Genomic DNA, 24,783 nt, shown 5'->3' with positions numbered 1-24,783 from the left:
CGTGGCTGGCACGGTGAAGCGGAACATGTCCACGTCGGTGCTCGGAGTGAGGGAGCCGCCGATGAGGGCGGGCACGGAGGGCAACTGCTCGGCGGAGGTGGAGGTGTCATTGCTCTCGGTCTCACCGGCCTTCTCGAGCTGGCAGACAGCGGAGCACCGGTCCCCGCTGGTGGTGTTCCCGTCGTCACACTGCTCGGAGCCCTGGAGTCTACTGTCGCCGCAGAGCGCCCGGAGCTGGAGCCGCAGGGTGTAGGCGGAGATGGAGTCCGCACCGAGGGAACTCACGCGGACGAAGTAGATCCCGGGGGCCAAGCGCCGTGCCGCCTTGTCGGACTGCGCGTCGATGGAGGAGCAGAAGCCGAGGCCGCCATCATCATCCGAGATCAGCACCGCCCCGCTCTCATCGAGCAACTCCAGCACGGTGTCGATCCCCCCGTTACAGCGCTCCGAGCTCTCGCTCCCGTCATAGGTGCCGTCGAAGGTGTCGAGCCGCAGATCGGCGACGCCAGACAGGTTCAGGCGGAACACGTCCACGTCGGTGCCCGGGGTGATGGCGCCGCGGATCCAGAGCGGCAGAAGCGGGGCCGCGGTGGCGTTCGCCAGGGAGTTATTGGGTTCGACCTCCACCAGGTGGCAGCGGCTCGGCTCGCCCGCGCACCTCCAGCCGGACTCGACCGAGCAGCTCGTGCTGCAGCCATCCCCCGCCACCTCATTGCCGTCATCGCTGCTCTCGGGCGCGGTGATGCGGCCGTCCCTGCAGACTCTCACGAGGGCACACGCTCCCGCGGAGCAGGATCCGGACGCGCAGACGTTGCCACAGGCGCCACAGTGGGCGGCATTGTTCTGGAGATTCACACAGGCCCCATTGCACGAGGTCTCACCCGTGGCGCACGGGGGCGGAGGCGTCTGGCACTGGCCCTGCTCGCAGGTCTGACTGGACGTGCAGCTGTTGCTACAGGTGCCGCAGCTCGCGACATCTGTCCGCAGATCCCGGCATGTGCCAGAGCATTCCGTCTGCCCGCCGGTGCACTGAAGTGGAGGAGGCTCGGTTTCGGTACCGCAGCCGGAGAACAGGGCAAGCGCTGCCACGACGAACACCCGAGCCAGACACAGTTGGCGCATAAGAAGGATAGGGGTAGGATTGAAGGGGACGAGGGAGAGCAGAGAGGCAGAGGAGAACTGCTGAGGAGTGCCGGAGGGCGGGAGTGCCAGGTGGGAGCGGCCACCGCTCAACCGTCTGGGGCACACGCCGCCCCTTGCCGCCCTTGCCATGAGGACGCAGCAGGCGATGGGCCACGGCTTGAGCCTCAACACCAGAAGCTTTGGGGTGGCCCTCGCGCCGGGGCCAGGCTCGCACATGCCGTGGGCAAGCCCAGGTGCTCCACCATCGCCCGCACCCCTCGTGCTCCCTTCACGGCCCGCCAATACCCTTAAGCCTGCCTCCACACCTGACGCAGGCGAACACGTCAAAGTCGAACGTCCTCCTGAGCACCTGTGCCCAGTCCACTCGCGGCGTCCTCTCCTTCATCCGCTCCTTGCTGGCCGCTGCCTCAAGCCCCGCGCTCGCCTCCTCCTCACCTGCTTGGGGGAGTGCTCCTTCCTCGGCTCCTCCACCGTCGCGGCAAAGGCTGGGCTCTCCTCCTCCAGCCCCGGCTCTGCCCCCGCTTGAGGGAGCTCAGCGCCCCGGGGGTCATCTCGATCTTCCCAGCCGACTACTGTCTGGTGGAGTACGGCGGGACGTGGAACAGGGTCACGGACTCCACAAATGGAAACCGCATGCAGTCGCAGACCCGCGGGAGCTCGTTCCGGTTCACGTTCAACTTCGTCTTGAGGAACTGAGCGCCAGCAGCCGACTACCTACTTCGGCCGGCTGGCGGGAAGATTTCTCACAAGGCTCGTTCTCCTGGCAGCAACCGCCAACTCCCCGGCCTCACGGCCGGGCACCAGGAGCCTGCCCGATGTCCAGGAAATACCTTCTCCTCTTCTGCTGCCTCGTCGCGACCCCGGTGTTCGCCTCGCAACAACGCCACGACCTTGACGCCAGCGTCTACGACGCGGACTTCATCTTCGAGGGCGTCGTCGAGCGAGTGCTCTTCGCCAACTCCCAGCCCGGCGAGCAGCCGACGCTCCCGCATACCTTCGTAACCTACCGGATTGAGCGCATCTTCAAGGGCAACGCCACCAGCGCCCAGGTGACACTGCGCCTGCTGGGGGGCAAGCCTGATGCGGACGAGCTCCTGCACGTAGACGGCTTGCCCATGATGGACGTGGGCGACCGGGACATTCTCTTCGTCCGGCGCAACGGAGGGTCCATCTGCCCGCTCACCGCCTGCGCTGCGGGGCGCTACCGCGTCTTCGAGAACGCCATCTACAATGATGAGGGCCGCGCCATCCGCATGACGTCCACCGGCGGCGTGGTGCCCGGCGCCACCCGGGACTTCTTGGAGGTCCGCCAGTGGGCGGCAGCCGGAGTCGAGCTGCACCGAGGGGGGGCCTCGACGCAGGTCGATGATTACCCGACCGCGCCGCGAGCGGTGCGGACCTGGGCCGCGGTGAGCGCGGATGCCTTCCGCAGCATGGTGCAGCAGAAGGTCTTCAGCATGTTCACCCGGGAGCAGCTCGCCGCGCTCCCGCCGGTCGTCAGCTTGAACCCCAGCGCTCCCTTCGACGGTCCCCGCCTGCGTGTCTCGCCCCTTCCCACTGGCGAGCCGCAGTGACCTGCCCTCATCCCTGACTTCCTAAAGGAACTTCTCCATGAACCTCACGTACAAGATGCTGCTCACCTTCGCCGCGCTGTCGCTCCCCACCCAGGCGCTCGCCTGGACCGCCGTGAAGTGCTCCCTCAATAACGAGATCCTCACCTGGGAGAGCAACACGGTGACCATGCGCGCCAGCAGCGTCAGCTTCCCCGCAGGAGCCTGGCAGGACGCGCTGGCCGCCTCCATCAGCCGCTTCAACGAGAACCCCAGCCGCTTCAACTTCTCGCTCAGCACCGGCGACAACAGCGTGGGCCTCAAGAACGGCCAGAACGAGATCTGGGCGTCCGACGATTCCGACTACAGCCCGGCCGTCTCCTTCCGCTGGTACGGGGGGCTGGCCTTCTGCGCCAACCCGCATATCAAGGAGTCGGACATCATCTTCTGGACCGGCGTGAACTGGATGGCCGGGATGACCAAGAGCAACCACACCTACTACGGCGGCACCTTCCGCCCACTCCAGACCACCGCGATCCATGAGCTGGGGCACAGCATGGGCCTGGGCCACGAGAACGACGAGTACAACATCATGGGCGATGACAGGGACGTGGTGAACGCCAACGGCAACACGCTGCGCGCCTACCTGGGCGAGGACGGCTCGGACGGCGCGGTGGACCTGTATGGCCTGCCAGCCACGCTCAGCCAGGACGTGTCGGTGGGCCACTGGAAGTACGACGGCGAGGATGGCGAGTACAGCGAGCACACCCGGACCGTCATGACCAACTCCACCGGCGGCGCCCTCAACTTCTTCACTGTCGCCGAGGAGCGCGTCTACCGCGTGTCCCCGGGCCAGACAGTGCAGGTGGAGTTCACCTACGAGAACAACGGCGCGTCCACGGTGAACCCGAAGGTGGGCTTCTACTACTCGATCAACTCGACCATCAGCACGGGGGACGTCCGGATCGGCGGCTTCACCCCCTCGCTCGGCCGCAAGGACGCGTACACGGTGAGGAGGACCGTCACCATCCCGTCTTCGGCCGCCGCGGGGTACAGCTACATCGGCGCGTACATCGACGAAGACAATGCGATCGGCGAGATCACCTCCGCTAACAACGCCACCTACCAGCGCATCTTCGTGGAGTAGGCCCGGGCCCCGTGGGGGGGAGGCGCTCCTCCCCACGGGCCGTGGACTTCACCACGTCAGCGCCGGGAAGATTTCGCAGAAGGCTCGTTCTCCCAGCAGCAATCACGAAGTCCGGGAGGACACGATGTCGAAAAAAGCTGGGCATTGCCGGGACACTGTAGCTGGAGACGATCTTCAGGGTGCGCGGCGAAGCGATCGCGGCCAGCGAGATCGTTTTCCCCCTTCGCGCCGCAGCGAGGTCTTAGGCTCAGTCTTCAGGAAATAAAGTTGTGTGAGGTCGCCACGATTCCGGAAATAGCCTGATCTCCTGCCTGGCACCGATACGTACCTCTCGGCGTGAGCTACCCATGATGAGGCTGAGCGATGGCGCGCATGGAAGACGGGGGGCGGATCCAGGACGAGTTGATCGACGCCTACAAGTGGGGCGAGGAGGCGCGAGCCCGCGCGCTGGTTTTTCAACTGGGTGCGAAGCCGGACGAAATCCGGGCCGAGCTGGAAGCCATGCTGGAGGACTCCTCTGGACTCGCGCGACAAGCAGCGGCGTTCGGGCTGGGGGAGCTTGGCGGAGCAGCCAGCGTCAGGCGCCTGGACCAGCAATTCTTCATTGAAGAGGCGCGCGGGGACTACGACGGGGAGGCCGTCATGGAGGCCATCGCCGAGGCATTGGGCCGCATTGACGAGCCTAGTGCATGGGAGAGCCTGGTGCGAAGACTTGAGCGGTTGGTGGGTCGCAGCCCTGAACGCTCGGACCTCTATGTGCTGGCGCGCATGCTGTGGAGGCGAAGACACCCGGACTTGATCCCCGCAGTGCGGTGGAGCCTTGAGCAGGGTTCCCTGCCCGAGCCCAACGGCTTGCGCGGCCTGCGGGTCCTCCTGGAGAAGTCCCCAGAGGAGCTGGCCGAGTGGGCTCGAGATCCGGCAGTGCCCGTGCAGAACAAGACAGAGGTGCTCGTGGTGCTTGGCGAGGATTTGCCGGACGCGTGGGTCTCTCCTGTCCTGGCGTTCATCACTGTGGCCCAGGCCTTGAGTCCGCAGGCCGTAAGTGAGCGTGGCGAGGCGGCACACTATTGCGAGCGCCTGTTCGGCGTGTTGCTCATGTACCGCAACCACCAGGGTGAGGCCGGGCAGCAGCCGCGGGTGCGACCAGGGCTTCTTGTGCCGCCTCAGCTGGGCCATGGCTGCTCCCAGGGCATCCAGGGCCCCTTCCACATGACGTCCTCCCTTGCGCGTGCGCACGGTATTGGCGAATGACCACACCTGACAGTCGGGCCCCTGAGTCCACTGCACGGCGCAGCGCACGAGAAAATCTTCCCACCGCGCTTCGGCCACGAGCGGAGTGGCCAGCTGAGGCAGCGTGTACTGCGTCAGCTCGTCGACGAGGTCTGCGAGCCCGCGCGGGTACTGGATGTGCTCCTCGAGTCGGGAGCTCCGAAAGTGGACGGAGAGCCCCGGTGTCAGTCCCGTGAGCTCACGGCAGCGCAGGTGCAGACGGCGGGCGTCGAGAGTCGCGCCGGACTGGAAGAGGGTGCGGTCAGGGATGAACGTGACGCGAGTGCCTCGGGGCCCCGGGAACCGAGCTGCCTCGACAGGCTCAGGCGTGGGGTGCTCACGCAAGACGCCCGCCTGGCCGCTCAGGTGCCAGCGCCGGGCATCCTCCCAGGCCTCCAGCTCGAAGTGCTCGGAGAGGGCAAAGACGCAGAGGGTCTCGAACCGCAGGGGCTCGTAGGTGTCGGCCACACGGCTTGGCTCCAGCCGCGTCAGGAGGTCCGGTAGGACATCGGGGGGAACAGGCCGTCCATCCTCGAGCAGTTCCACGCTCCCCTCTTCGCCAAGGGAGAGGCGCAGCTGCTGAAGCTGGCCACCGCGAGCCTCCGCCACGGCGGCATCCAGCAGGAAGTAGACGAGATGGGAGAGCCCGAACGCCCCCGTGTCGCCGATATACATGCCAGGGCGCTTGCGCACGGCTGCCACATCCGGAGAGAGCTCGGCCATGCGGACGAACCTAGCCGAAGTGAGGCATCGTTCCTCTGGTCAGCAGGTGCTTGAGCGTGACGCTGCCCTTCTTGGGGCTGAAGTGCTGGTACTTCATCAGGAGTCGTTCCCGGTTGTAGCGGGGCTGGCTGAGCTCCCAGCCACTGCGCTGCGACCCGGGCGCCTGGGCGATAGGTTGGCCCTTGCAGCCGCACGCCAGCAAGACCTGCAACAGGACCAGCCCGAGCGAATGGGTCACGTTCATGGATGGAACGCCAGCCTGCCCTGCGTGGCGGCCCGGAAGGGGATGGCCGCACTCAGTTAGCACACCCCGAGAGAGAGGGGCTTCAGGGTATGATGGAGCATGGAGGGCGGGCATCGCCTGGGTGGGCGGCAAGCGAAGCAACGTCGAGGGGCATGCGGCATGAGCAAATGGTCCAACCCAGACGAGTGGTCCAAGCTGTACCGCGGCGAGTCCTGCGTCATCTGCCTGCAGGGACGCCCGCTCCACACCATCACCGAGCTGGAGGTGTCGTGGGTCGCCATGAGCGAGGAGGGCATCCTGCGCGGCAACTGCTGCCTGTTCCTCCGGAGGCATGCGGTCGAACTGCATGACCTGGCGCCCGACGTGGCGGCCGCATTCATGCGAGACATCCAGCGGCTGTCCCGCGCCATCCAGTCCAGCACCGGCGCCGTGAAGATGAACTACGAGGTGCACGGCAACACGATCCCCCACATGCACATGCACTTCTTCCCGCGCTACGTGGGCGACCCGTTCGAGGGCGCGCCCATCAACCCGCGGCGCGTGGGCGGGCCCGTCTACGCGCTTGGAGAGTTCGAGATGCTGAAGCAGCGCATTCTCTCGGCGCTGACGGAGTAGCGCAGGTGCTTGAGTTCCGGATGCTGAAACCTACCGTGTCTGCTCTCCGGGCAGGGACGAGTTCTCCTCCTAGGAAGAGCCCTTGGCATGGGAGGCTGAGGACTGGGACGGGTTCAATGCGTCGCGGTGAGATTCGGTGGTACACGTTCGCCGTGCCGGCTAAGCGTCGCCGTGCGCTGCTCCTGACGTGCAACGAGATCACCGGCGTGCCTGCCACGCGCACCATCATTCAAGGCTTTGCCGGGAAGGACACCTCGTAGCTCTATCGGCCAGGCCCAATTCAAAGTCGGGCGTCTGGGATTGATCGACCGGAGCCTGCTGAGAGCGAATGGACTGCCCGCAAAGCTCCGCCCTTCGACCGGACGGTCCTTTTGAATAGGGCCTGCCTCACATCGGGTCCTTGTTAGCACTACTGCACTAGGTCTCCCCGCTCACCCAGCGGGACCCTGACGCAGTAGTGTTAGAGGCCCTAAATGTTTTCTCATTCATTTATGGCGGTATGCTGAAGCTTAAGTTTGCGTGCCTCTTGCATTTGCGCCTCAGCTCTTCGTTTGACCTCAATGGCGGGGAGCTTCGCGAAGCGGTGCAATTTCTCCTGTACTACCAATCGGAGCACCCTTTCTAGCGCGTCCGAGCTTGTGGACCCAAAGGAGACGGAGGTGATGAATCGAGTAGTTAGCCAGAACTCAAGCATGCCGATTACCGTATTGCTTGAAGTCTCTTCCAGCAACCTTGCGATCAATACGTCCATATCCGGCCCCCCCAATTCACTATACCACATCAACATAAGGATGCGTCGGAGTTCATCGGTCTCAGCCAAAAACGCCTCGCGGAGGGTCGGCGAAAGGTGCTTTGCTCCACCGGATTGAGCAACGAGATGACCAACAATGAGGAGGATGACAGCGCCGATGAAGCCTGACAGCGCGTTCTTGCTGCCCTTCCACCTAGGTGCGACATCGTCCATGATCGCAGAGGTGAGTTCTTCGTCCCTGAGCATCTCTCCCACCAATGTAGCAGCCAAGTCGACTGCCATTCGAGTCGCGGAAAGCTTTGCCTCCCTGTGAAGCCACATGCTGCTGCGTAACACACTGACCGCAGATATGAACTGATAGATGCTTTGACCAAGAGCCTCAAGCCCTTCTTTTCCATGCCGTACGCGCTGAAATCGCATTCCAACTCGAGAGGACTCAGCCTTCGAAATGATCTCGCCCATCTGATCATCCGAGAGTTTGCCGGCCCTCGCTTGGCTAACTACATTTTCGGGGCTATTAGCAGGGAGAAGATGAGTAAGGTCCGCTAGTTCTTCTATACGAAATGGTCTAGCCCCCTCAGGCATGTGCTCCTTCACAATGTTCAGGCACCACTCCACCAACTGAGGTAATTGGACCATTTCCGCTAAGAAGACGAGCGCACCACCACGCCGAATTAGGCTGTCTCCATTAATCTCATGGATTGAGGACCACATCGTCTCGTGCAAATAGGTGGCATAGAAATACTCTTGAAGAACGAAGAAAACAAAAGAGATCTCCCCAGCCTCATGGATGAGAAGTTGGCTCGCGATCATCTCTTCGAGCAATTCTTTTGGATCCGTATCGATACCACAAGCTTGGATCTCTGCTCCGATAAGTTCCGTGGCCTCTATGACGGTGAGTGAGTGCTTGTGCCGCTTCATCAACTCAGCCGAAATCACACGGAGCATGCGGGCACGAATCCTGGGACGCTCCCCTGACGCGATCTCAAAAGCGCCTAGTCGCAGGTCAGTATAGGTTCTCAGCAAACTAACAAGGTTTGTAACATCCACCGCGAGCGATCGGTTCGTCAGTTCGGCAAGTATCAAGATGACCCATGGCCACCGAGGAAGTTCCGCCTCAAGCAGAGTGTTCAGCGATGCTTCGAGTTTCTGGCCGACAGTTCCTTCCGATGACTGCCCAAACCGGCTGAGAACTTGGCGAACCCGCTGAAGCGGCAAGGGTTCTACCCTTGAGCGTACCCAAGTCCCTGGAAAGTCTTCCTCAGGAGGAAGCACAGCGTGTGGCCCGACTGCGATGGCGCGCAGGGATGGATAACTTTTGCGCCAGTTCTCGATAACGTTCCACTCTGGACGACTCGGTTGGGCCACGATGTTGTCAATCAAGAGGGCTGCTGGGCCTTTAAGCAGTTTCTCGACTTGGCTCTTTGACTTCTTTAGACGCTCAGAGAGGAGGTTCACCAGTCCTTGGCGTTCCGCTTTACCGACGATCTCCGAGAAGTCCACCCGCAGTGCCACGCAACCCGAGGTGTTTAGCTTCGCGCCGACATAGTCGAGCAGCGTTGTCTTTCCTGAGTGTGGCTCTCCGTTGATAAGGTAGGACTTGCTATCCTTAATGATATCCTGGATCCGAAGTGGGCGCTCGCGCTTGCCGGTAGATACGATCAGGTGTGGTTCAATGAAGCGGTCATCAATATCCCTGGATTCCAGCGATGCAGCAGGTGGAAGGTGTCGGAGCAGGCGCGCGTGGTACTCACTCCGCAGATCATGAGAGGCCCGAGAGCGGAGGGTCAGCGCCTTCTCATCTAACCCCGTGCGGTTGGGCAGCGGACCTTGCCAGACGCCATGGGGAGGAGCGAACTCTGGACTCAGGTGGTACATGCCGCGTCGGCTGTCCCAGCGATAAGACTTCGCCGTAAGAGAGCGAGCGGATGGAAATACTTCATAGATGAGAAACCCTGTCTGGGCTTTCGACGCGAGCAGAGCCGGAGCTTGAAGGAAGTAGCATTCACCATGCGGTGAGGATGAACGTAAGCCATCGTCTTCGTGCAAATGACCCATACAGCACATATCGAAGCGTGCAAGCATCCGATCTCGCACACGCACTCGGTCTTCATCCAAAAGCCAGTCCAAGGGGTGATGCCACAGTGCAACCTTAACTGAAGCATCGCTTATTATGTCATGCTGCTCGTCCAACTGAGCGCGTGTGATGACCAGTTTGTTGCGATCCTCGTCGCCAGAGGATGTCCAGACACTATTCAAACAAGCGATGCCAATAGCCTCGCCCCTTACCTGCAGTAGGTTCGACGTTCCTTGAAGTTGACTCTCTTGAGCAAAGTCTACGAAGGAACCCAACCGATCCATAGCTAGCGTGCGATCCGCTTCTCTGCGCCAGAGCTCGTCTGCGCTGTCGGCTGTCGCGACTGCCTCTCGGAGGCCTGGCTCGAAAATTTTTCGGATCTTGGTACGATCCACATCGTGATTACCTGGGACGATGTAGAATCGGTTTGACTGCAGCGTGAATGTCTCTAGGAGAGGTTCCACTACTCGTCGGTGGAACAAGACGAACTGCTCCGGTTGGCCAGAGAGGGTTGCGTCTCCTGTGAAGAAAATTGCATCAATAGGCATCAGTTCTGCGCAAATTGCCAGCATCGCCTCGATCCGGTCCTTCACTGAGGCTGCGTTTCCGGCGGAGATGTGGATGTCACTGAAGTGGAGGATGCGAACGCTCATGTGGCTGTTCTACCACCGTTGGAGCGGCACAGTTATGCCTCGCGCTGGGCGGTTCCAGGCCGGACTACACATGCTGAGGCAGCCGCCCATTTGTCGGGCAAGCGGGCAAGCGCTGATTGGCCCGTTTGATGCGTCGGTAGGGCGTCTCACCTACTACGTGTGAGGTGAGGTGAGATTCAACGCCATCAACGAGTGGCAGGTTCACAAGTGCTTCTCCCACCTCTTTGGGGACGACCCTCACGCTAAGCGAATTCTGGCGCTGGCAACGCTGGGCGTCATCCATGCCGCCAGAGGCAAAGGGGCAAGGCGTCTTGACCATCACTGCTCGGGCTCAACACCCTCCGCTCTGAGGTGGCCATCGTGCTGGGGCAAACTTCCCAGGATGAGTGGGCAGTCCCAGTGCTGCAAAAGGGAGCGCACCGCTTGCGCTGCCGTCATGTACGCCAGCACCTTGAACCTGCCTCCACAGCGTGGGCTCGCGAACAAGTCCAGCGCAAAGGTACGTACGGAAACCGCATGAGGCCGAGAGGGATCACTCTCGCCGAACGCTGCAAGCAGCGGGTTCGATTGCCGCTGCCTCCAGGAGATGCAACCCGCCAGAAACCCATCAGATCCGGTGGGACATCACGGCGTGTCCATAGGGCTGGAGGCGGGGCGACGCCCGCGAGGGATGAATGGCATGTAGCAGGTACCCTTGAACGTCTGGCCGCCAAGTACCGCGCATGTCTCAGGATCCCAGGCGCTTGTAGCCCAGCAACCTTTGTTGAGGGAGACCAGCCCCGAGCGAGGACATCGTCCCGTCTCATCGGGCTGCATCTGCCCTGGTAGCGGCTCGGGAAGGGTATCTTTGGCCATCCCTTGTCGAGTGGAGGCAGGGGAAGTTTCCTCCAGGGAAGTGGTCGCCGCGGCCTCTCCGAGCCCCGCAGTGCCTGCGTCCGGGGACCCAACCCCCGAGGCCTTTGCTTGGGCGACGGAGGACTCTCCTAGGGCCTTACGAGGATCGGCCCACCACGTCCACACTGCCAGCGTTAGGCTCGCCGCTGCCACCGCGAGCGAGGGCCAGCCAGGCCGCATGGGCGCTCGGGGCTTGAAGAGTTCGGCGGAGCCTCTCGCCACCGAGGACTCCTTTGGAAGCGGTTCCTGCACTATGAGTGGCAGGGAGATTTCCTGTGGCTCGTACTCGCGCACTTTCAGGGGACCGGGTACAGGGGCGGCAGAGGCTTCCTCCGGCGGCAGTGCTGGGGGTGGCAAGGCTTGCCCGGTGAAGCAAGGCTGAGTGCTCTCTGGTGCTGTGTGCTCGGCGGCCTGCTTCAGGGCCTCTGCCAGCTCTGCTGCGGTGCCACGTTGCTCGGGGCGCACCGAGAGCAGGCGCAGGACCAGGGCGCGCAGCCGCGGGTCCACACGGGGGTTGCTCAGCAGGGCAGGAGGAGGAAGCACCGCCTCCAGGTGCCAGGTGCCGTGTTCGTCCTGGGTGGGTTTGCCTGGCTCAGGGTACTCGCCAGTGAGAAGCCTGCAGGCGGTGACACCCAGCGCGTAGAGGTCATCGGCCGGCCCAGCGAAGTAGCGGGCAGCGGGCTCTCGGTAGAACTGCAGCTCAAACAGCCAGGACTCCGGGGAGCGGTAGGCCGGAGTACTTGGGAACCACATGGGAGGCGTGAGTGTGGTGGCGCCGGGGTAGATGCCCGTGCCGAAGTCGGTGAGCACGGCACCCCCGTCGGCGCGCCGCACCAGGATGTTGTCGCCTTTCACGTCGCGGTGGACGCAGCCCTGGGCGTGGACGGCCGCCAGGGCGCTCGCGAGCTGCGCCAGCCAGTGCAACACCTGCTGGCAGGAGGCAGGGTGCAGCCGGGCCCAGTCGTACAAGGGCACTCCGTCCACCAACTCCATGGCAATGAAGGGGTAGCGCGGGCCGCCGGGGGGCTGCCACCCTCCATGGCCCAGCAGGCAAGGCACATGGGGGTGGCTCAAGCGGGAGAGCAGCTCCACCTCGCGAGCGAAGCGCGGGTCTGCCGGGTGCAAGGCCAGCTTGAGGGCCACAGGCGTGGCGTGCTCGGCTCCTGCAGGCACGGCCTGATAGACGACACCGTAGACGCCGCAGCCGGACCAGCCCACCACGCGCCAGGGCCCTACCACGGTGCCTGGGGGAAGCAGTGCCGGGTGCAGCGCGGGCGCGGACGTCCTGTCCATGGGGACCTCGTGGAGATGGAGGGAGCCACGCCCTCCACCCGCGCGCAGCCTACCCCACGCGTAGGGTCACGTCGTGGGGAAGGGCCCCTCGCTCTGCTCCCCCGGCTCACACGAGGCTGACGCGCTCCAGCGCGCTCAGCACCTGCGGCAGCACCTGCTCCGCGTGGGGCGCCGCCGTCTTCTGCAACACCAGCGCGGAGTGGAGCGCGCGCAAGAACTGCTTCGTGTTGTGCAGCCGCGCCAGCCCCGCCTGGCTGCGAAACGCCTCCTCCCAGGAAGCCAACCCCTGCGGGGTGGCCACGGCCTCGAGCCAGCGCGAGAACACCTCGGGAGGCACGAGCCCCCGGCGAATGACGGCCACCACCACCCGCGCCAGCCGATCGCTCTCGTTATGGACATAGGCATGCTCCGGCGGCGCGATCTTCGCGGCGACCGCCTGGAGGATCTGCTCGAGCCCCTCCTGCTGAACCCGGGGGCTCATGGCCAGCCGCCAGAGGAGATCCGAGCCGTGCGCGACCCCGTGCATCCATCCCCGCGTGTCGCTGAAGCCCCGCAGGTCCTTCTCTCGGGGCAGGTAGCGCACGGCGGCCGTCAGCACCTGGGTGAGCTCCTCGGGCGTGAGGAACGGCTGGAGGGTATCGCGCCGGATGGCCTCGGACAGCACCAGAGCCGAGAACGTGCGCCGGAACACCGTGTCCCTGCCGCTCTCCCCGAGCCCATCATCCAGCTGCCCCACGAGCGTCGCGGTGAGGGGGCGCAGGGCGGTGTCGGACAGGGCCCCGGAGCGCATCCACAAGGTGAGGAGCTCGAAGGCGAGGCCATCCCGCAGCTCGGGATCCGGGGAGCCGAGGCATGACGCCAGCGCCAGCCCGAGCCCATCTACGGACACGCCTGTCTCCGGCACGCCCTTGCGCGCCTTGAGCGCACGCCAGAAGGCCTTGTCTTTCTGCGCGCAGCCAGGCCGGACGCTCTGGACTTGAGAGCCCCCCGCGGGCTGGGCCACCCCGGGGGAGGCCAGGGCCAGAGACAGCAGCAGGGCCAGACTCCAGGGCTGACTCGCGGAAGAGCGAAGCGGGGGCATGCGGATCTCCCAAGAGGGGGACGAGTGGAAGGCTCTCGAAGCGAGGAGGCCACTCCCATGACAGGTGCGCATCTTACCCCACGCATCGGGTCACGTCAGCGCGTGGCTCGAGGAGCCTATCGGGTGAGCACTTCCCAGATCCGGTTGGCGATGAAGACGTAGGCGTTGCTCCAGGTGTCTTCACGGAGGAAGCGGGTGGGGGCGCCGGGGATTCCGATGAAGGGGCGGAGCAGCCAGCCCATCTGGATGCCGACGAAGGCGTAGATGATCAACCAGAGCCGCAGCAGGGCGCGGTGGCGAACGTCGCGGGCGATCAGTGGGCGGTAGAGCCGCCGCAACAGCACCTGGCCCGAGACGCTGGCGACGGCGAAGGTCAGCGCGTTGAAGAGGGTGGCTTCCTCGTAGGCCTGGTAGCTCGCGTACCAGGTGAGCGTGAGGGGTGCGAGCGCACACAGGACGACGGTGAGGCAGGCCTGCGTGGCCAGCAGGGCCCGCACCGCGACGCCGAGGTCTTCACGCAAGCCCAGCAGAGAGTTGATGACGAAGTAGCTGGGCAGGCTCAGGCCGAACGTCGCCAGCAGCAGGAGCGGGACCTTGAGCGCGGAGTAGAACATCTGCAGCGGCCGCGCTCCCCCGAAGCCCGCGTCGCCGCCGTAGCTGCCCATGGCGGCGCCATAACCGGCACCGAAGACGACAATCAAGGTCAGGAGCAGGCTGAAGCGGGGGGTGACCTCGGAGTGCCGCGCGGAGGGCGTTCCGGCTCGCAGCAGGTCGTCCGCATGGATGATCAGCCCTCGCATGCCACCGCCCGGAAGCTAGAAGAGGTTGTAGAACGCGAGCCACACGGCTTCGAAGAAGTTGGAAGTGACGGGGCGGAACCACTGGAAGGGTTGCTCCGGGTCGCCGATGAAGGGGCGGAGGATCCAGGCCATCTGGGCGCCGACGAGGGCGAACACGACGACCCAGATGCGGAAGATGCTGCGCACGCTGGCGCCGGGCGCGGGCATCGGGACGAGCGCTCTCGCTCTCGCGGGCGGTGCGGGGGGCTGAGGCGCTGAAGGGGGACTCTCTGAAGAGGGACTCTCGCTGGAGGCCGTGGACGTGAGGGCAGGTGAGGGCGCTGCGGACTCGCGCGCTTCGGTCTCTTCGATCGCGAGCGTCAGCCGCTGGAGCGTGCGGAGAAGAAAGCCTGCGCCCAGCAGGCCGGCGACGGTGAACACCGCCACGTTGAGCAGCTTCATGAAGGCGTAGCTGGTGGTGGTCAGGGCGAAGAAGGCGACGATGGGGCCCAGTGAGGCAAGCACGGTCAGCATGATGCCGATGGCGGCGATCAGCAGCTTCAGCACGGAGATGAGCCCAAGCCTCGAGCCGATCAGGGCGTTGAACACGTAGAGCGAAGGGAATGTGACGACGAGCGTCAGGAAGAAGAGCGCCGGAACCTTCAAGGCGCTGGCGAGGATCTGCACGGGCGCTTGGGAGCCCGACCCGGTGAGCGAGAACACCCCCATGCAGATGCCGGCGATGGAGCCCAGCAGGATGCCCATGACGGTGATGCCGCCGAGGGAGATGTCGACGGAGCCGCGGCGGAGCAGCTCCAGGCGCGTAGACTCTCCGCGGAGCAGCCGGTCCAACTGCCAAAGCCAGGCGGGCATGGTTCTTCCTCCACCTCCATGAGCAGAGCGGACTCTAGCGTGAAGGGGCCCCATGGAATCGGAGGAACCTTGCCCTACCCTGAGAGGAGGCGCTGGCGGTTCAGCTGGAGACGCGCGTGGCGGAAGGCGAGGACGCCTGCTCTGCCTCTGACGAGGGAGGTGCCTCCTCGCCCATCGACGCGAGCCGCTTGGCCAGCTGCGCCGCCTGAGCGCCCTTCGCGCTGGCCTCGGAGCCCGCCGCGCCCACCAGGGACACCCGCGCACGCTCCAGGAGCGCCACCTGGGCATGGAGCTGGGCCAGCAGCCGCTCCCGCTTGCGCGACAGCGTGTCCAGCCGGTTGAGCTCCTCGCCCAGTGAGGAGGCCGCCAGCTCGAGCTGCCGCCGTGCCACTGCGTCCTCGGCGGCCGCCGCGCGGGCGCGCAGATCCTTCACCTGTGCATCCACGTCTCCCTGCGCCACGGACTGGAGCTGCGCCACGAGGCCCGCGTGGGACTCGGCCAGGTTGAAGGCCTCGCGCGCCATCTTGCGCAGCACCTCCACCAGCTCATTGCGCCCGGGGCCCGCCGCCATCTTCAGCGCCACCGCGTGGCACTGCCGGTACAGGGTGAGCGTGCGCCCCACCAGATCCTTCCCCTCGCCGGTCAGGGTGCTCTCCAGCGTCCCGCCGCGGGACTCCACGGGATCCACATGCAGCGTCACGTGTGAGGCCAGCGTGCCCACGCTCCAGAAGAGGGCCACGGCGGTGAAGCCCACCAGCGCGCTCAGCAGCCCGCCCTGGGGGAAGAAGCGCGCGTCCATCACCTGCTGCACGTACATGCCCAGCGGCACCAGGGCGCCCGCGGCCAACGCACCCGCAACCACCTCGGAGCCCTTGCCGATCCGCTCCCCATCCTGCCCCACCCAGGCCACCAGCGCCGCGGCAATGGCGGCGGAGAAGGCCTGGGGCACAGGGGACACGCCGTCGAAGAAGTAGGGGAGCGCCGGCAGGATCGCCAGCGCCAGCCGCAGCGCCGCGCTGTAGCCCAGCATTGGCCGCGCACCGGCCAGTGCCGCCGCCACCACCGCGAAGCCGGGATCCACGTCGACGCCGAAGCGCTGGCCCAGGGCCGCGAGCACGCCTATGGCTCCTCCTCCTGCCAGCGCACGCAGCGTGCGCCCCTCGAAGTCCTCTCGGTGGAGCAGTTGCAGGGAGAAGGCCATGGCGCTCACGTCCTACGTCAGTATGAGTTGTTGAACCCGAAGCTCTTCATCGTCTTCTTCTGGAGCTGCCGCGCCTCGTTGCGCTGCGCAGCCTCATCCTGGGCACCCTCATAGGCTGCCTGGGTCCGGTCCACATCCGCAAGCTCCCCCGACAGCGCCGCGGCCGAAGAGCCAAACAGAGTGCGCGCGTTGCCCAGGAAGCCCAGCGCCGCCGAGCGGTTGCCCTTCTTCATCTCCTCGGCCGCCGCCCGGAGCTGCTGCGTGCCCAGCGCCCGCACCGCGTGGACGCGCACATCCTTGTCCAGGTTGGCGCGCACCAAGGTGGTGTCCTCGGTGGAGCGCGCGCTCAGCGCCACGCGGGCCTCGGCCGGCCGGTCCTTCTCCACGTCCATGTAGGTGACCTTGGCATCCAGCAGCTCGAGCGGCTGCTCGGACGGCTGTAGCTCGAGCTTCAGCTTCACCACCAACCGCGCCGACTGGCCACCGGCCATGTCGTACAGCGGCACGCGCACGGTGCGGCCCTCTTGGAAGGCGTTCGTGCCCATGACCTCCGCGCTCGCCACCTGCGGTGGCAGCGTCAGCCGCAGCTCCACGGCGCGCGCCACCGTGCCGGTGGCCTGTTCCAGCTCCCGGGTGAAGACTTCGGCAAGCTGGTTGGAGTTGAGGAAGCCGGAGAAGCCGCCGCCCTGGTCGGCGATGCCCTGCATGAGGTTCTCGTTGAAGTCCTCGCCCACGCCCAGGGCGCTCAAGGCGATACCCTCGGCGCGCAGCTGGCGAGCCAGCGCCGTCAGCTCCTCCTCGCGCACCAGGCCCGCGGTGGGCTGCCCGTCGCTCAGGAGGATGGCGCGGCTCACCCGGAACTGGCTCACGTACGGGCGCAGCTCATGGGCCGCCGCCTGCATGCCGCCGCTGATGTTGGTGGAGCCGTCATCCTCGATGCCGTCCACGAAGGAGAGCATCTGCGCCCGGGCCTCCTCCGTCGCCAGCGTGCTGTCGAAGGTGGTGACGTTCGTGCCGTAGTGCACCAGCGCCAGCCGGTCCACCTCCGTCATCCTCTGCACGAACTCGCGCGCGGCGCGCTTCGCATCGTCCAGCTTCTGCCCGCGCATGGAGCCGGAGCGATCGATGATGAGCGCCACGTTCACAGGGACCCGGTGGTTCTCCTGGGTCCGCTGGGCCTTCACCTCGAGGACGGCGAAGGCCTCGCTGGGGCCGGTCTGCAGGTAGCCTCCGGACAGCTTGCCCTCCAGCGTCAGCGCGCCGTCTCCCGAGGTGACCAGGGGCAGCGTCAGCGTGGGCTCCTGCTCTCCGGGCTGTGCCAGCGTGTGGGTGGTGTCGGTGACGGGGGGAGGCTTGGGCAGGCCCAGCACCAGGGCGACGAGCGCGAGCAGGCCGGCGGTGGACAGCAGCAGGGTGGTGCGATTCATGGGGGGCACACCTCGAAGGCGGAGAGTGGAGGCAGGTTAGGAGCTTTCCCGCCCCACCGCATCGGACAGCGGGAGGAGGGTCAGGGTTCCACTCCCCTCGCGGCATCGGTCATCGGGAGGAGGAGGAGGAGGGGCCCCGGCTCACCAGCTCCTGGACGATCTGCCGCAGCGCCGGCTCGTTGAAGGGCTTCTCCAGCTTCGGGTTGGGGATCGTCTCCAGGAACTCGCGCGCGTTGGCGGTGAAGGCGCCGCCGGACACGAAGATGAAGCGCCGCTCCAGCCCGGAGTGCGTGCGGCGCACCGCCTCGTAGAGATCCTTGCCTCCGAGGTCCGGCATCATCACGTCGCACAGCACCGCGTCGAAGTGATCCGGCTCCTGCTGCAGCCGCTCCAGCGCCTGGCGTCCGCCGGCGGCGATCTCTACCTCGTGCTCCTTGAGGATGCGCCGCAGCACCTTGCCCACGCCCGGCTCGTCATCCACCACCAGCACGCGCCCGCGGCGGCTCGAGAGGGTCACCTGCGTCGGTGTGCCCGTGGGCCGCGTCCGCGCGCGCGGCTCCAGGGACGGCAGGATCACCCGGAAGGTGGTGCCCTTGCCCAGCTCGCTCTCGACGGAGATCTCCCCGCCCAGGGTGGTGATGATGCCGTGGCAGATGGACAGGCCCAGGCCCGTGCCCTCACCCACGCGCCGCGTGGTGAAGAACGGATCGAAGATGCGGCCCAGCGCCTCGCGCGGGATACCCGAGCCCGTGTCCTGCACCTCGATGAGGACGCGTCCCAGATCCAGCCGCCGGGTGATGAGCCGGATGGCGTTCTGGTGCGCCTGGCCCTCGGGGATGGCCGCCGCGGCGTTCAGCAGCAGGTTGAGGAACACCTGGGACAGCTGGCTCTCGTTGGCCATCACCGCGGGCACCGAGCCGAAGTCCTTGTGGAGCTGCGCGCGGTGGCGGATCTCGTTGGCCGCCATCATCACCACGGACTCCAGCACCTGGTGCACGTCCACCGGGGACATGCGCTCCTCGTTCGGCCGCGACAGCGACTTGAGCTGGCGGACGATCTGCCGCACGCGCTCGGCACCTTCGTAGGCCTCGCTGAGCACCTCCTGCCACTCCACCAGATCCATCTCCGCGCGGTTGCGCAGCTTCGGCATCGCCGGAGGGTGCACCCCGCCCACGCCGCTGGTCTCCAGCGAGAGCTGGCTGCGCCGCATCTCCTCGGACAGGAAGCTCAGGTTGGAGATGACGAAGGCCAGCGGGTTGTTGATCTCGTGGGCGATGCCCGCCGCCAGCGTGCCTACAGAGGCCAGCCGGTCCGTCTGCGCCAGGCGCGCCTGGAACTGGCGCTGCTCCGTCACATCCCGGGCGATGGAGACCACCGCGGGCGCCCCGTCGAAGAGCAGCGGCAGGGAGACGAGCTCCGCCACGCGCGTCTTGCCGTCCCGTCGCACCAGCCGCCGCTCGCCGGTGATCATCCCCTTGATGCCGCTGGGGTCCGGCGGCGGGCCCGGCACCTCCTCCATGTCGTCCTCGACAAACTGCGCCAGCGTGCGCCCGACGAGCTGCTCTGGCCGGTCGAACCCCAGGGCGGCCACGAGCGCCATGTTGGCGTAGACGATGCGCCCATCCCGCTGGATGGCCGCCGCGTCCGGCACACCCTCCAGGAGGATGCGGAAGCTGGCCTCGGAGAGCTTGAGCTGCTCCTCCACCTCGCGCCGCTCGGTGATGTCCCGGGCGATGCCCTCCACCAGCAGCGGGCGCCCGGTGGCGTCCAGCACGGGGGCCACCGTGTGCTCCAGCCACCGCGTCCGGCCGTTCCTGGCGGTGAAGCGCAGCACCACGGGCTTGGAGCCCAGCTGCTGAGGGGTGTCCAGCAGCTGGTTGAGCATCGGCAGGTCCCCGGGGTGCACCAGCTGGCGCCACAGCTCGGGGCTCGCGTAGTGCTCCTCGGGGGTGTAGCCCAGCCGGTCTCCCACCACGCGGCTCACATAGAGGAAGGCGCGCGGGCTCTCCAGCCGGTAGCGGTACTGGATGTCCGAGGCGTTCTCCGCCAGCTGCAGGTAGCGCGTCTCCCGCTCGCGCAGCGCGCTCTCCGACTGCCGGTGCTCCAGCTCCAGCGCGATGGCGCCGGCCGCCGCCGACAGCAGGTCCACCTCCAGCCGATCCCACTCCTGCTCCTCGACGCAGTTGTCGAAGCCGATGAAGCCCACCCACGCCTGGTTGATGCGCAGCGGCAGCACCAGCATGGACAGGATGCCCTGGGGATCCAGGATCGCCCGCTCGCTCGGGGGGAAGTCCTTCACCTGCCCGGACACCACCTCGCCCCGCGAGAGCAGCTCGCCCCACCGCTTGAAGTCCGGCTCCACCGGCACGGCCTGGAACCGCGGGTTGCCGGAGACGGGCTGCACCCCGGGGGCGCACCACTCGGCGCGCTGGATCATCAGCTGCTGCCCGGCGTCACCTCGGTACACCTCGAAGAAGTAGACGCGGCTGGCGCCCGCGGCCCGGCCGATGGGCTCCAGCACATCCTTATAGAGATCCCCCTCTTGCTGCGCCGCCAGCAGCCGGTGCTGCATCTCCACCAGGGCGCTCAGGTAGCGCTCGCGCCGGGCCAGCGCGGCATCGGTGCGCCGCCGCCCGCTCACGTCGGCGATCTTCCCGCCCAGCCCCAGCACGGTGCCGTCCTCGCCCAGCAGGGGCCGCGCGAGCACCTCCACCCAGAGCGGGCTCCCATCTCGCTTGAGGTAGCGCACCGTGTGGCGGGAGGTGTCCGCCTTCCGATCGAGCAGCGGCTGGAACGACTCCTGGAGGCGCGCCCGGTCCTCCGGGTGGACGTACTCCAGTGCGCCGCGGCCCAGGCTCTCCTCGACAGGGAAGCCCATCAGCTGCGGCCAGGCCGGGTTGAGGAACGTCCAGCGGCCCTGCGGATCTGTCTGGAAGATGACTTCCTCGAGGCTCTCGATGATCTGCCGGTAGAGACGCTCGCTGGGGCTGGTCGCGGGAGGGGCCGGAGACATGGCTCTAGAAGCCTCGGGGTCAGACCCCCATTATCTCACGGTGCGGGGCCTGATGCCGGTGGGTGGAACGTTCACGAGTGGATGAGGCGGAACGTCTCCGAAAAAGCCATGTACGACAAGTTGGGTCAAGGGGCACCCGTCAGGCTGCAGGGCAAGGAAGCGCCTCCGGCTCACGTCATGTCGGCCCGGGTGGGTGCCAGGCCTGCATCACGTGCCTCTTGGGGAGGGGTGGCTTCCGGATCCTGCCACTCGTCGAGCAAGATGAGGCACCCCTCAGGGGGGGATCGTGGGAATGGCATTGGATCGAGCCCCATCGGCCACCTTGGTGGAGCCCGAAACTCCGGAGACGGAAGCCGCTGCAGGTGCGCCCGTACCGCGTGCCCGGCGGAGCCGCACCCAGGAGGGCAACATGCTGGGGCGGCTGCTGCGCGTGCCGTTGCCCGCGCTGCTGATCACCGATCCCCAGGGCCGGCTGCTGGACGCGAATGACGCGTTCCTGCGTCTGACGGGCCTGGTGCGCGAGGAGGTGGAGGCGGGCCGGGTGAGCTGGGACGCGCTGGCGGCGCCGGAGACGCCCTCCGCGGGCGCGCAGGCGGTGGATGCGCTGCGCCGCCTGGGCACCGCGGGTCCCCTGGAGACGGAGTACGTGCGGACGGACGGCTCGCGCGTGCCGGTGCTGCTGGCGGCGCTGGGGCTGGAGGCGCCCGAGCGCACGCTGGTGCTGGTGCAGGATCTCACGCCGCGCCGCCGTGCGGAGGAGGCGCTGCGATTCCTGTCGGACGCCAGCCGCGAGCTGGCCGAGGTGCGGGCCGAGCCCGATGCCATCCTGGCGGGCGTGGCGCACCTGGCGGCCAGCTCGGTGGCCAGCTGGTGCCTGGTGGACGTGCTGGAGGAGGACGGCACCTTCCGGCGGGTGGCCTCGGCGCACCGCGATCCGGACAGCGAGGCGCTCTTGCGCGAGGCGCCGCGCTTTCCGGCCACCACGGAGGCGGGCAGCGCGCTCTTCCAGGCGCTGGCGCGCGGCGAGTCCCGCCTCTACCCGGACTTCCTCCCGGAGCACCTCAAGCAGATGACGCGCACCCCCGAGCAGCTGGCGCAGCTGGAGCGGCTGGGAGGGCTCTCGGTGATGCTCGTCCCCATGCGCTCGCGAGGGCAGGCGGTGGGGCTCTTCACCATCGCTTCGTGTGATCCGGGCCGGCGCTATGGGCCGGAAGATCTGGAGATGGTGGAGGAGCTGGCGCGCCGGGTGGTGGCCGCGGTGGACAACGCCCGGCTCTACCAGGAGGCCCAGGAGGCGGTGCACCTGCGGGACGAGTTCCTCGGCATCGCCAGCCACGAGCTCAAGACGCCGCTGACGCCGCTGCGGCTGAAGCTGCAGGTGATGCAGCGCCAGGCGGGCGACGCCATGTCGGGGGGCCCACCGCTGGCTCCCGAGCGGGTCTCGGACGCGCTGGAGGTGGCGCTGCGTCAGGTGCGCAAGCTGACGGATCTGGTGGACAACCTGCTGGACGTGGCGCGCATCAGCGCGGGGCGGCTGCGGCTGGAGCTGGAGGAGGTGGAGCTGTCCTCGGTAGCGGCGGAGCTGCTCTCGCGCTTCGCGCCCTCGGCGGAGAAGCTGGGCTGCGCGCTGGAGCTGCATGCGCCGGAGCCGGTGTTCGGCCGGTGGGACCGGCTGCGGGTGGAGCAGGTGGTGACCAACCTGCTGTCCAACGCGCTGAAGTACGGCGCGGGCCGGCCGGTGGTGGTGCGCGTGGAGGAGGACGGCGAGCGGGCGCGGCTGACGGTGCAGGACTACGGCATCGGCATCGCCGAGGAGGACCTGGGGCGCATCTTCGAGCGCTTCGAGCGCGCGGTGAGCGACCGGCACTACGGCGGGCTGGGGCTGGGGCTCTACATCACCCGGCAGATCGTCGAGGCGTTCGGCGGCACGGTGCGGGTGAGCAGCAGCCCGGGGGAGGGCTCCACCTTCACGCTGGAGCTGCCGCGCGGCCAGCTCCCGATCATCCCCTCCTTCGGCTGAGGGCGTGCCGCTCAGGCCGCCTGCGAAGAGGAGACCGACGGCGAGGGGGGAGGCTTGGGCGATGGAGGCGAGGCCTGGGGCGTGAAGCGCGGCAGCCGGACGTGGAAGCAGCTGCCCTGGTGTGGGCCTGGGCTCTCCGCCCAGATGGTGCCGCCGTGGCGATCGACGATCTCCCGGCAGATGAACAGCCCCAGGCCCAGCCCGCCGAAGTGCCGCGAGGTCGCGTTGGAGGCGCGTGAGAAGGGCTGGAACAGCCGCGCCAGGCTCTCGGAGGGGATGCCGATGCCCTCGTCGCGCACACGCAGCTCCACGTGCGAGGGGCTCACCGAGAACGAGAGGGAGATGGTGCCGCCCTGGGGTGAGTAGCGCACGGCGTTGCTGAGCAGGTTGGTGATGACCTGATCCAGGCGCGCCGCGTCCCAGACGCCCTCCAGCGGGCCAGGCGGTGGCTCCAGGTGGAAGCGCAGGCCCTCCGTGCCTCGCGGCTCGAAGCGCTCGAGCACCTCGCTCACCACGGGCAGCAGGTCCACCGGCTTGCAGGTCAGGTCGAAGCGCCCGGACTGGATGCGCGCGGTGTCCAGCAAGTCATCCACCAGCCGCGCCAGCCGCTCCGTCTGCCGGCTCATGGAGCGCATCGCCTTGAGCAGCCAGGCGCGCTCGGGCGGGGCCTCGCTCTGCTCCAGGCGCTGGAGGGTGAGGCTGGCGAAGCCCTTGAGGGGGGTGAGCGGGGTGCGCAGCTCGTGGCTGGCCACGCTGAGGAACTCCTCGCGGGCGCGCACGGCCTCGCGCAGCTCCGCCTGGGCGGCGCCGGTGCGGGCCGCCATCTCATTGAAGCCGCGGGCCAGCTCGCCCAGCTCATCGTCCTCCTCCACCTCCACGCGCTGCTCCAGGTCTCCAGCGGCCAGCGCGGCGGTGGCCTCGCGCAGCGACGTGAGCCGGCGGATGACGTCCCGCGCGACGAACTGAGAGAGCGCCAGCGCCAGCAGCACGCCGAACACCAGCATCCCCACCACGGCCGCGCTCATGCGGGTGATGGCCGCGTAGGCCACACCCAGCTCCTGGGTGACGACGACGCTCCAGGAGGTGCCAGGGACGGGAGCCACGGCGCCGAGGATGCGCCGGTCCGCCGCGTCGAAGTCCTCGATCACCGCGAGACCCGAGCCCGTCACCGCCGCGTGCACGGCCTGGGGGAGCAGGGCCGTGCTGAGCGGCGGGATGCCAGGCACGGTGTCCCGGATCACCTGCAGGCTGCGCCGGTCCACCACCTGGACGCGGAAGCGGCGCGCGCCGGGGGTGGAGGCCGAGGACAGCTCCTCCAGCGACAGCAGCCCTGCCACCATGCTCCGGCGCCGGCCGTGCTCTTCGACGGGCAGGACCATGGCCACCCGGGGGCGTGGGCCCGAGGTGATGAAGAACTCGGAGGTGTCCTCCAGGAGCAGCGGCAGCGGACCCAGCTCCTCCACGGGTGCGGAGGAGGCGAGCACCGAGCTCGGGCTTCCCACGGCCAGGACGGCATCGAAGGGCCGCTGGCGAGTGGCGAGGTTGCGCAGGTAGGGCTCGAGGGAGCGCGGGTTCCCCTCCGTCAGCGCTCCGCGGAAGCCCGGGGAGTCCAGCAGCAGGTGCAGGGACTCACGCGCGTCCTCCACGTAGCGCCGCAGGAAGTCCGCCTCACCCGTGGCCGTGCGCACCGTGTCCTCGCGCACCTGATCCTCGATGGCGCGCTGGGCGAGGAACGAGGCGACCGCCCCCAGCGCCAGCAGCGGCACCAGGCCCGCGAAGGCCAGGCCCCGGAGCAGCTTCCAGCCCACGGTGCGCGGTGCGCGGGGGCGCCAGGCCACTGCCTCGGCCACGCACCCCAGGGTGAGGATGAGGTAGACCGCCATGCCCATCCAGAAGTGGCCGCGGCCCAGCGCCCACGAGAGCAGCGCGTACGGGAGGGCCATCACCCCCATCACCACCCGAGGCAGCCACGGGTGCTGCCGGCCCAGGGGCAGCAGCAGCGCCATGCCTGCGACCGCGAAGAGCAGGCC

16 protein-coding genes are annotated in these 24,783 nt (G+C 67.1%); 4 read left to right on the top strand and 12 right to left on the bottom strand.

Annotated features, from left to right (window positions below):
- Positions 1–768 (bottom strand): DUF4215 domain-containing protein (locus VD972_RS09125; protein WP_324983952.1); only part of this gene is annotated, 768 nt, incomplete at its 3' end.
- Positions 769–1,958: 1,190 nt separating this feature from the next.
- On the opposite strand from VD972_RS09125, the gene VD972_RS09120 reads away from it, so the two are divergent.
- Positions 1,959–2,717: a hypothetical protein gene (locus tag VD972_RS09120; RefSeq protein ID WP_324983950.1), complete on the top strand. Its 759-nt coding sequence runs from the start codon at positions 1,959–1,961 to the stop codon at positions 2,715–2,717.
- A 37-nt stretch (positions 2,718–2,754) separates the two neighbouring features.
- Positions 2,755–3,840 (top strand): CARDB domain-containing protein, encoded by a 1,086-nt coding sequence (locus VD972_RS09115; protein ID WP_324983948.1) that lies wholly within the window; start codon positions 2,755–2,757, stop codon positions 3,838–3,840.
- A gap of 174 nt (positions 3,841–4,014) precedes the next feature.
- On the opposite strand, the gene VD972_RS45450 is transcribed toward VD972_RS09115, so the two are convergent.
- Together VD972_RS45450 and VD972_RS09105 are read right to left on the bottom strand one after the other, a co-directional pair.
- Positions 4,015–5,784 (bottom strand): hypothetical protein, encoded by a 1,770-nt coding sequence (locus VD972_RS45450; protein ID WP_414654020.1) that lies wholly within the window; start codon positions 5,782–5,784, stop codon positions 4,015–4,017.
- A gap of 58 nt (positions 5,785–5,842) precedes the next feature.
- Positions 5,843–6,076 (bottom strand): hypothetical protein, encoded by a 234-nt coding sequence (locus tag VD972_RS09105; RefSeq protein WP_324983941.1) that lies wholly within the window; start codon positions 6,074–6,076, stop codon positions 5,843–5,845.
- A 159-nt stretch (positions 6,077–6,235) separates the two neighbouring features.
- On the opposite strand from VD972_RS09105, the gene VD972_RS09100 reads away from it, so the two are divergent.
- Positions 6,236–6,691: an HIT family protein gene (locus VD972_RS09100; protein WP_324983937.1), complete on the top strand. Its 456-nt coding sequence runs from the start codon at positions 6,236–6,238 to the stop codon at positions 6,689–6,691.
- A 481-nt stretch (positions 6,692–7,172) separates the two neighbouring features.
- On the opposite strand, the gene VD972_RS09095 is transcribed toward VD972_RS09100, so the two are convergent.
- The 8 genes from VD972_RS09095 to VD972_RS09060 all read right to left on the bottom strand — a co-directional run bounded on the left by VD972_RS09095 (position 7,173) and on the right by VD972_RS09060 (position 20,733).
- The gene (locus VD972_RS09095; RefSeq protein WP_324983934.1) at positions 7,173–10,172 is read right to left on the bottom strand and encodes a metallophosphoesterase; all 3,000 of its coding nucleotides are present in this window, start codon (positions 10,170–10,172) and stop codon (positions 7,173–7,175) included.
- Between the two features lie 624 nt (positions 10,173–10,796).
- Positions 10,797–12,359 (bottom strand): serine/threonine-protein kinase, encoded by a 1,563-nt coding sequence (locus tag VD972_RS09090; protein ID WP_324983930.1) that lies wholly within the window; start codon positions 12,357–12,359, stop codon positions 10,797–10,799.
- A gap of 106 nt (positions 12,360–12,465) precedes the next feature.
- Complete coding sequence (locus VD972_RS09085; RefSeq protein ID WP_324983926.1) at positions 12,466–13,440, bottom strand: DUF2785 domain-containing protein; 975 nt, start codon at positions 13,438–13,440, stop codon at positions 12,466–12,468.
- Positions 13,441–13,556: 116 nt separating this feature from the next.
- Positions 13,557–14,240: a hypothetical protein gene (locus tag VD972_RS09080; protein ID WP_324983923.1), complete on the bottom strand. Its 684-nt coding sequence runs from the start codon at positions 14,238–14,240 to the stop codon at positions 13,557–13,559.
- A gap of 15 nt (positions 14,241–14,255) precedes the next feature.
- A complete protein-coding gene (locus VD972_RS09075) occupies positions 14,256–15,092 on the bottom strand; it encodes a hypothetical protein (RefSeq protein WP_324983919.1) in 837 nt (278 codons plus the stop codon).
- Positions 15,093–15,192: 100 nt separating this feature from the next.
- Complete coding sequence (locus tag VD972_RS09070) at positions 15,193–16,293, bottom strand: hypothetical protein (protein WP_324983913.1); 1,101 nt, start codon at positions 16,291–16,293, stop codon at positions 15,193–15,195.
- A gap of 17 nt (positions 16,294–16,310) precedes the next feature.
- Positions 16,311–17,720 (bottom strand): vWA domain-containing protein, encoded by a 1,410-nt coding sequence (locus VD972_RS09065; RefSeq protein ID WP_324983909.1) that lies wholly within the window; start codon positions 17,718–17,720, stop codon positions 16,311–16,313.
- Positions 17,721–17,829: 109 nt separating this feature from the next.
- Positions 17,830–20,733 carry a PAS domain S-box protein gene (locus VD972_RS09060; protein ID WP_324983906.1) on the bottom strand — a complete coding sequence of 968 codons (2,904 nt, stop codon included), beginning with the start codon at positions 20,731–20,733 and terminating at the stop codon, positions 17,830–17,832.
- A gap of 409 nt (positions 20,734–21,142) precedes the next feature.
- On the opposite strand from VD972_RS09060, the gene VD972_RS09055 reads away from it, so the two are divergent.
- Complete coding sequence (locus VD972_RS09055; RefSeq protein WP_324983901.1) at positions 21,143–22,753, top strand: PAS domain-containing sensor histidine kinase; 1,611 nt, start codon at positions 21,143–21,145, stop codon at positions 22,751–22,753.
- A gap of 11 nt (positions 22,754–22,764) precedes the next feature.
- Here the strand turns inward: VD972_RS09055 and VD972_RS09050 are convergent.
- Positions 22,765–24,783, bottom strand: a 2,019-nt coding sequence (locus VD972_RS09050) for a sensor histidine kinase (protein ID WP_324983897.1), incomplete at its 5' end; no start/stop codon positions are given.

The organism is Hyalangium sp., assembly GCF_035629615.1.
Classification (GTDB): domain Bacteria; phylum Myxococcota; class Myxococcia; order Myxococcales; family Myxococcaceae; genus Hyalangium.
The sequence above is the reverse complement of the archived record's forward strand: the minus strand, read 5'-3'. Positions and strand labels throughout refer to the sequence as shown.

What these genes read in the sequence shown, in the direction of transcription:
- VD972_RS09120 (WP_324983950.1), top strand. Translation starts at nt 1,959, where the DNA reads ATGTCCAGGAAATACCTTCTCCTCTTCTGCTGCCTCGTCGCGACCCCG.
- VD972_RS09115 (WP_324983948.1), top strand. Translation starts at nt 2,755, where the DNA reads ATGAACCTCACGTACAAGATGCTGCTCACCTTCGCCGCGCTGTCGCTC.
- VD972_RS45450 (WP_414654020.1), bottom strand. Translation starts at nt 5,784, where the DNA reads ATGTATATCGGCGACACGGGGGCGTTCGGGCTCTCCCATCTCGTCTAC.
- VD972_RS09105 (WP_324983941.1), bottom strand. Translation starts at nt 6,076, where the DNA reads ATGAACGTGACCCATTCGCTCGGGCTGGTCCTGTTGCAGGTCTTGCTG.
- VD972_RS09100 (WP_324983937.1), top strand. Translation starts at nt 6,236, where the DNA reads ATGAGCAAATGGTCCAACCCAGACGAGTGGTCCAAGCTGTACCGCGGC.
- VD972_RS09095 (WP_324983934.1), bottom strand. Translation starts at nt 10,172, where the DNA reads ATGAGCGTTCGCATCCTCCACTTCAGTGACATCCACATCTCCGCCGGA.
- VD972_RS09090 (WP_324983930.1), bottom strand. Translation starts at nt 12,359, where the DNA reads ATGGACAGGACGTCCGCGCCCGCGCTGCACCCGGCACTGCTTCCCCCA.
- VD972_RS09085 (WP_324983926.1), bottom strand. Translation starts at nt 13,440, where the DNA reads ATGCCCCCGCTTCGCTCTTCCGCGAGTCAGCCCTGGAGTCTGGCCCTG.
- VD972_RS09080 (WP_324983923.1), bottom strand. Translation starts at nt 14,240, where the DNA reads ATGCGAGGGCTGATCATCCATGCGGACGACCTGCTGCGAGCCGGAACG.
- VD972_RS09075 (WP_324983919.1), bottom strand. Translation starts at nt 15,092, where the DNA reads ATGCCCGCCTGGCTTTGGCAGTTGGACCGGCTGCTCCGCGGAGAGTCT.
- VD972_RS09070 (WP_324983913.1), bottom strand. Translation starts at nt 16,293, where the DNA reads ATGGCCTTCTCCCTGCAACTGCTCCACCGAGAGGACTTCGAGGGGCGC.
- VD972_RS09065 (WP_324983909.1), bottom strand. Translation starts at nt 17,720, where the DNA reads ATGAATCGCACCACCCTGCTGCTGTCCACCGCCGGCCTGCTCGCGCTC.
- VD972_RS09060 (WP_324983906.1), bottom strand. Translation starts at nt 20,733, where the DNA reads ATGTCTCCGGCCCCTCCCGCGACCAGCCCCAGCGAGCGTCTCTACCGG.
- VD972_RS09055 (WP_324983901.1), top strand. Translation starts at nt 21,143, where the DNA reads ATGCTGGGGCGGCTGCTGCGCGTGCCGTTGCCCGCGCTGCTGATCACC.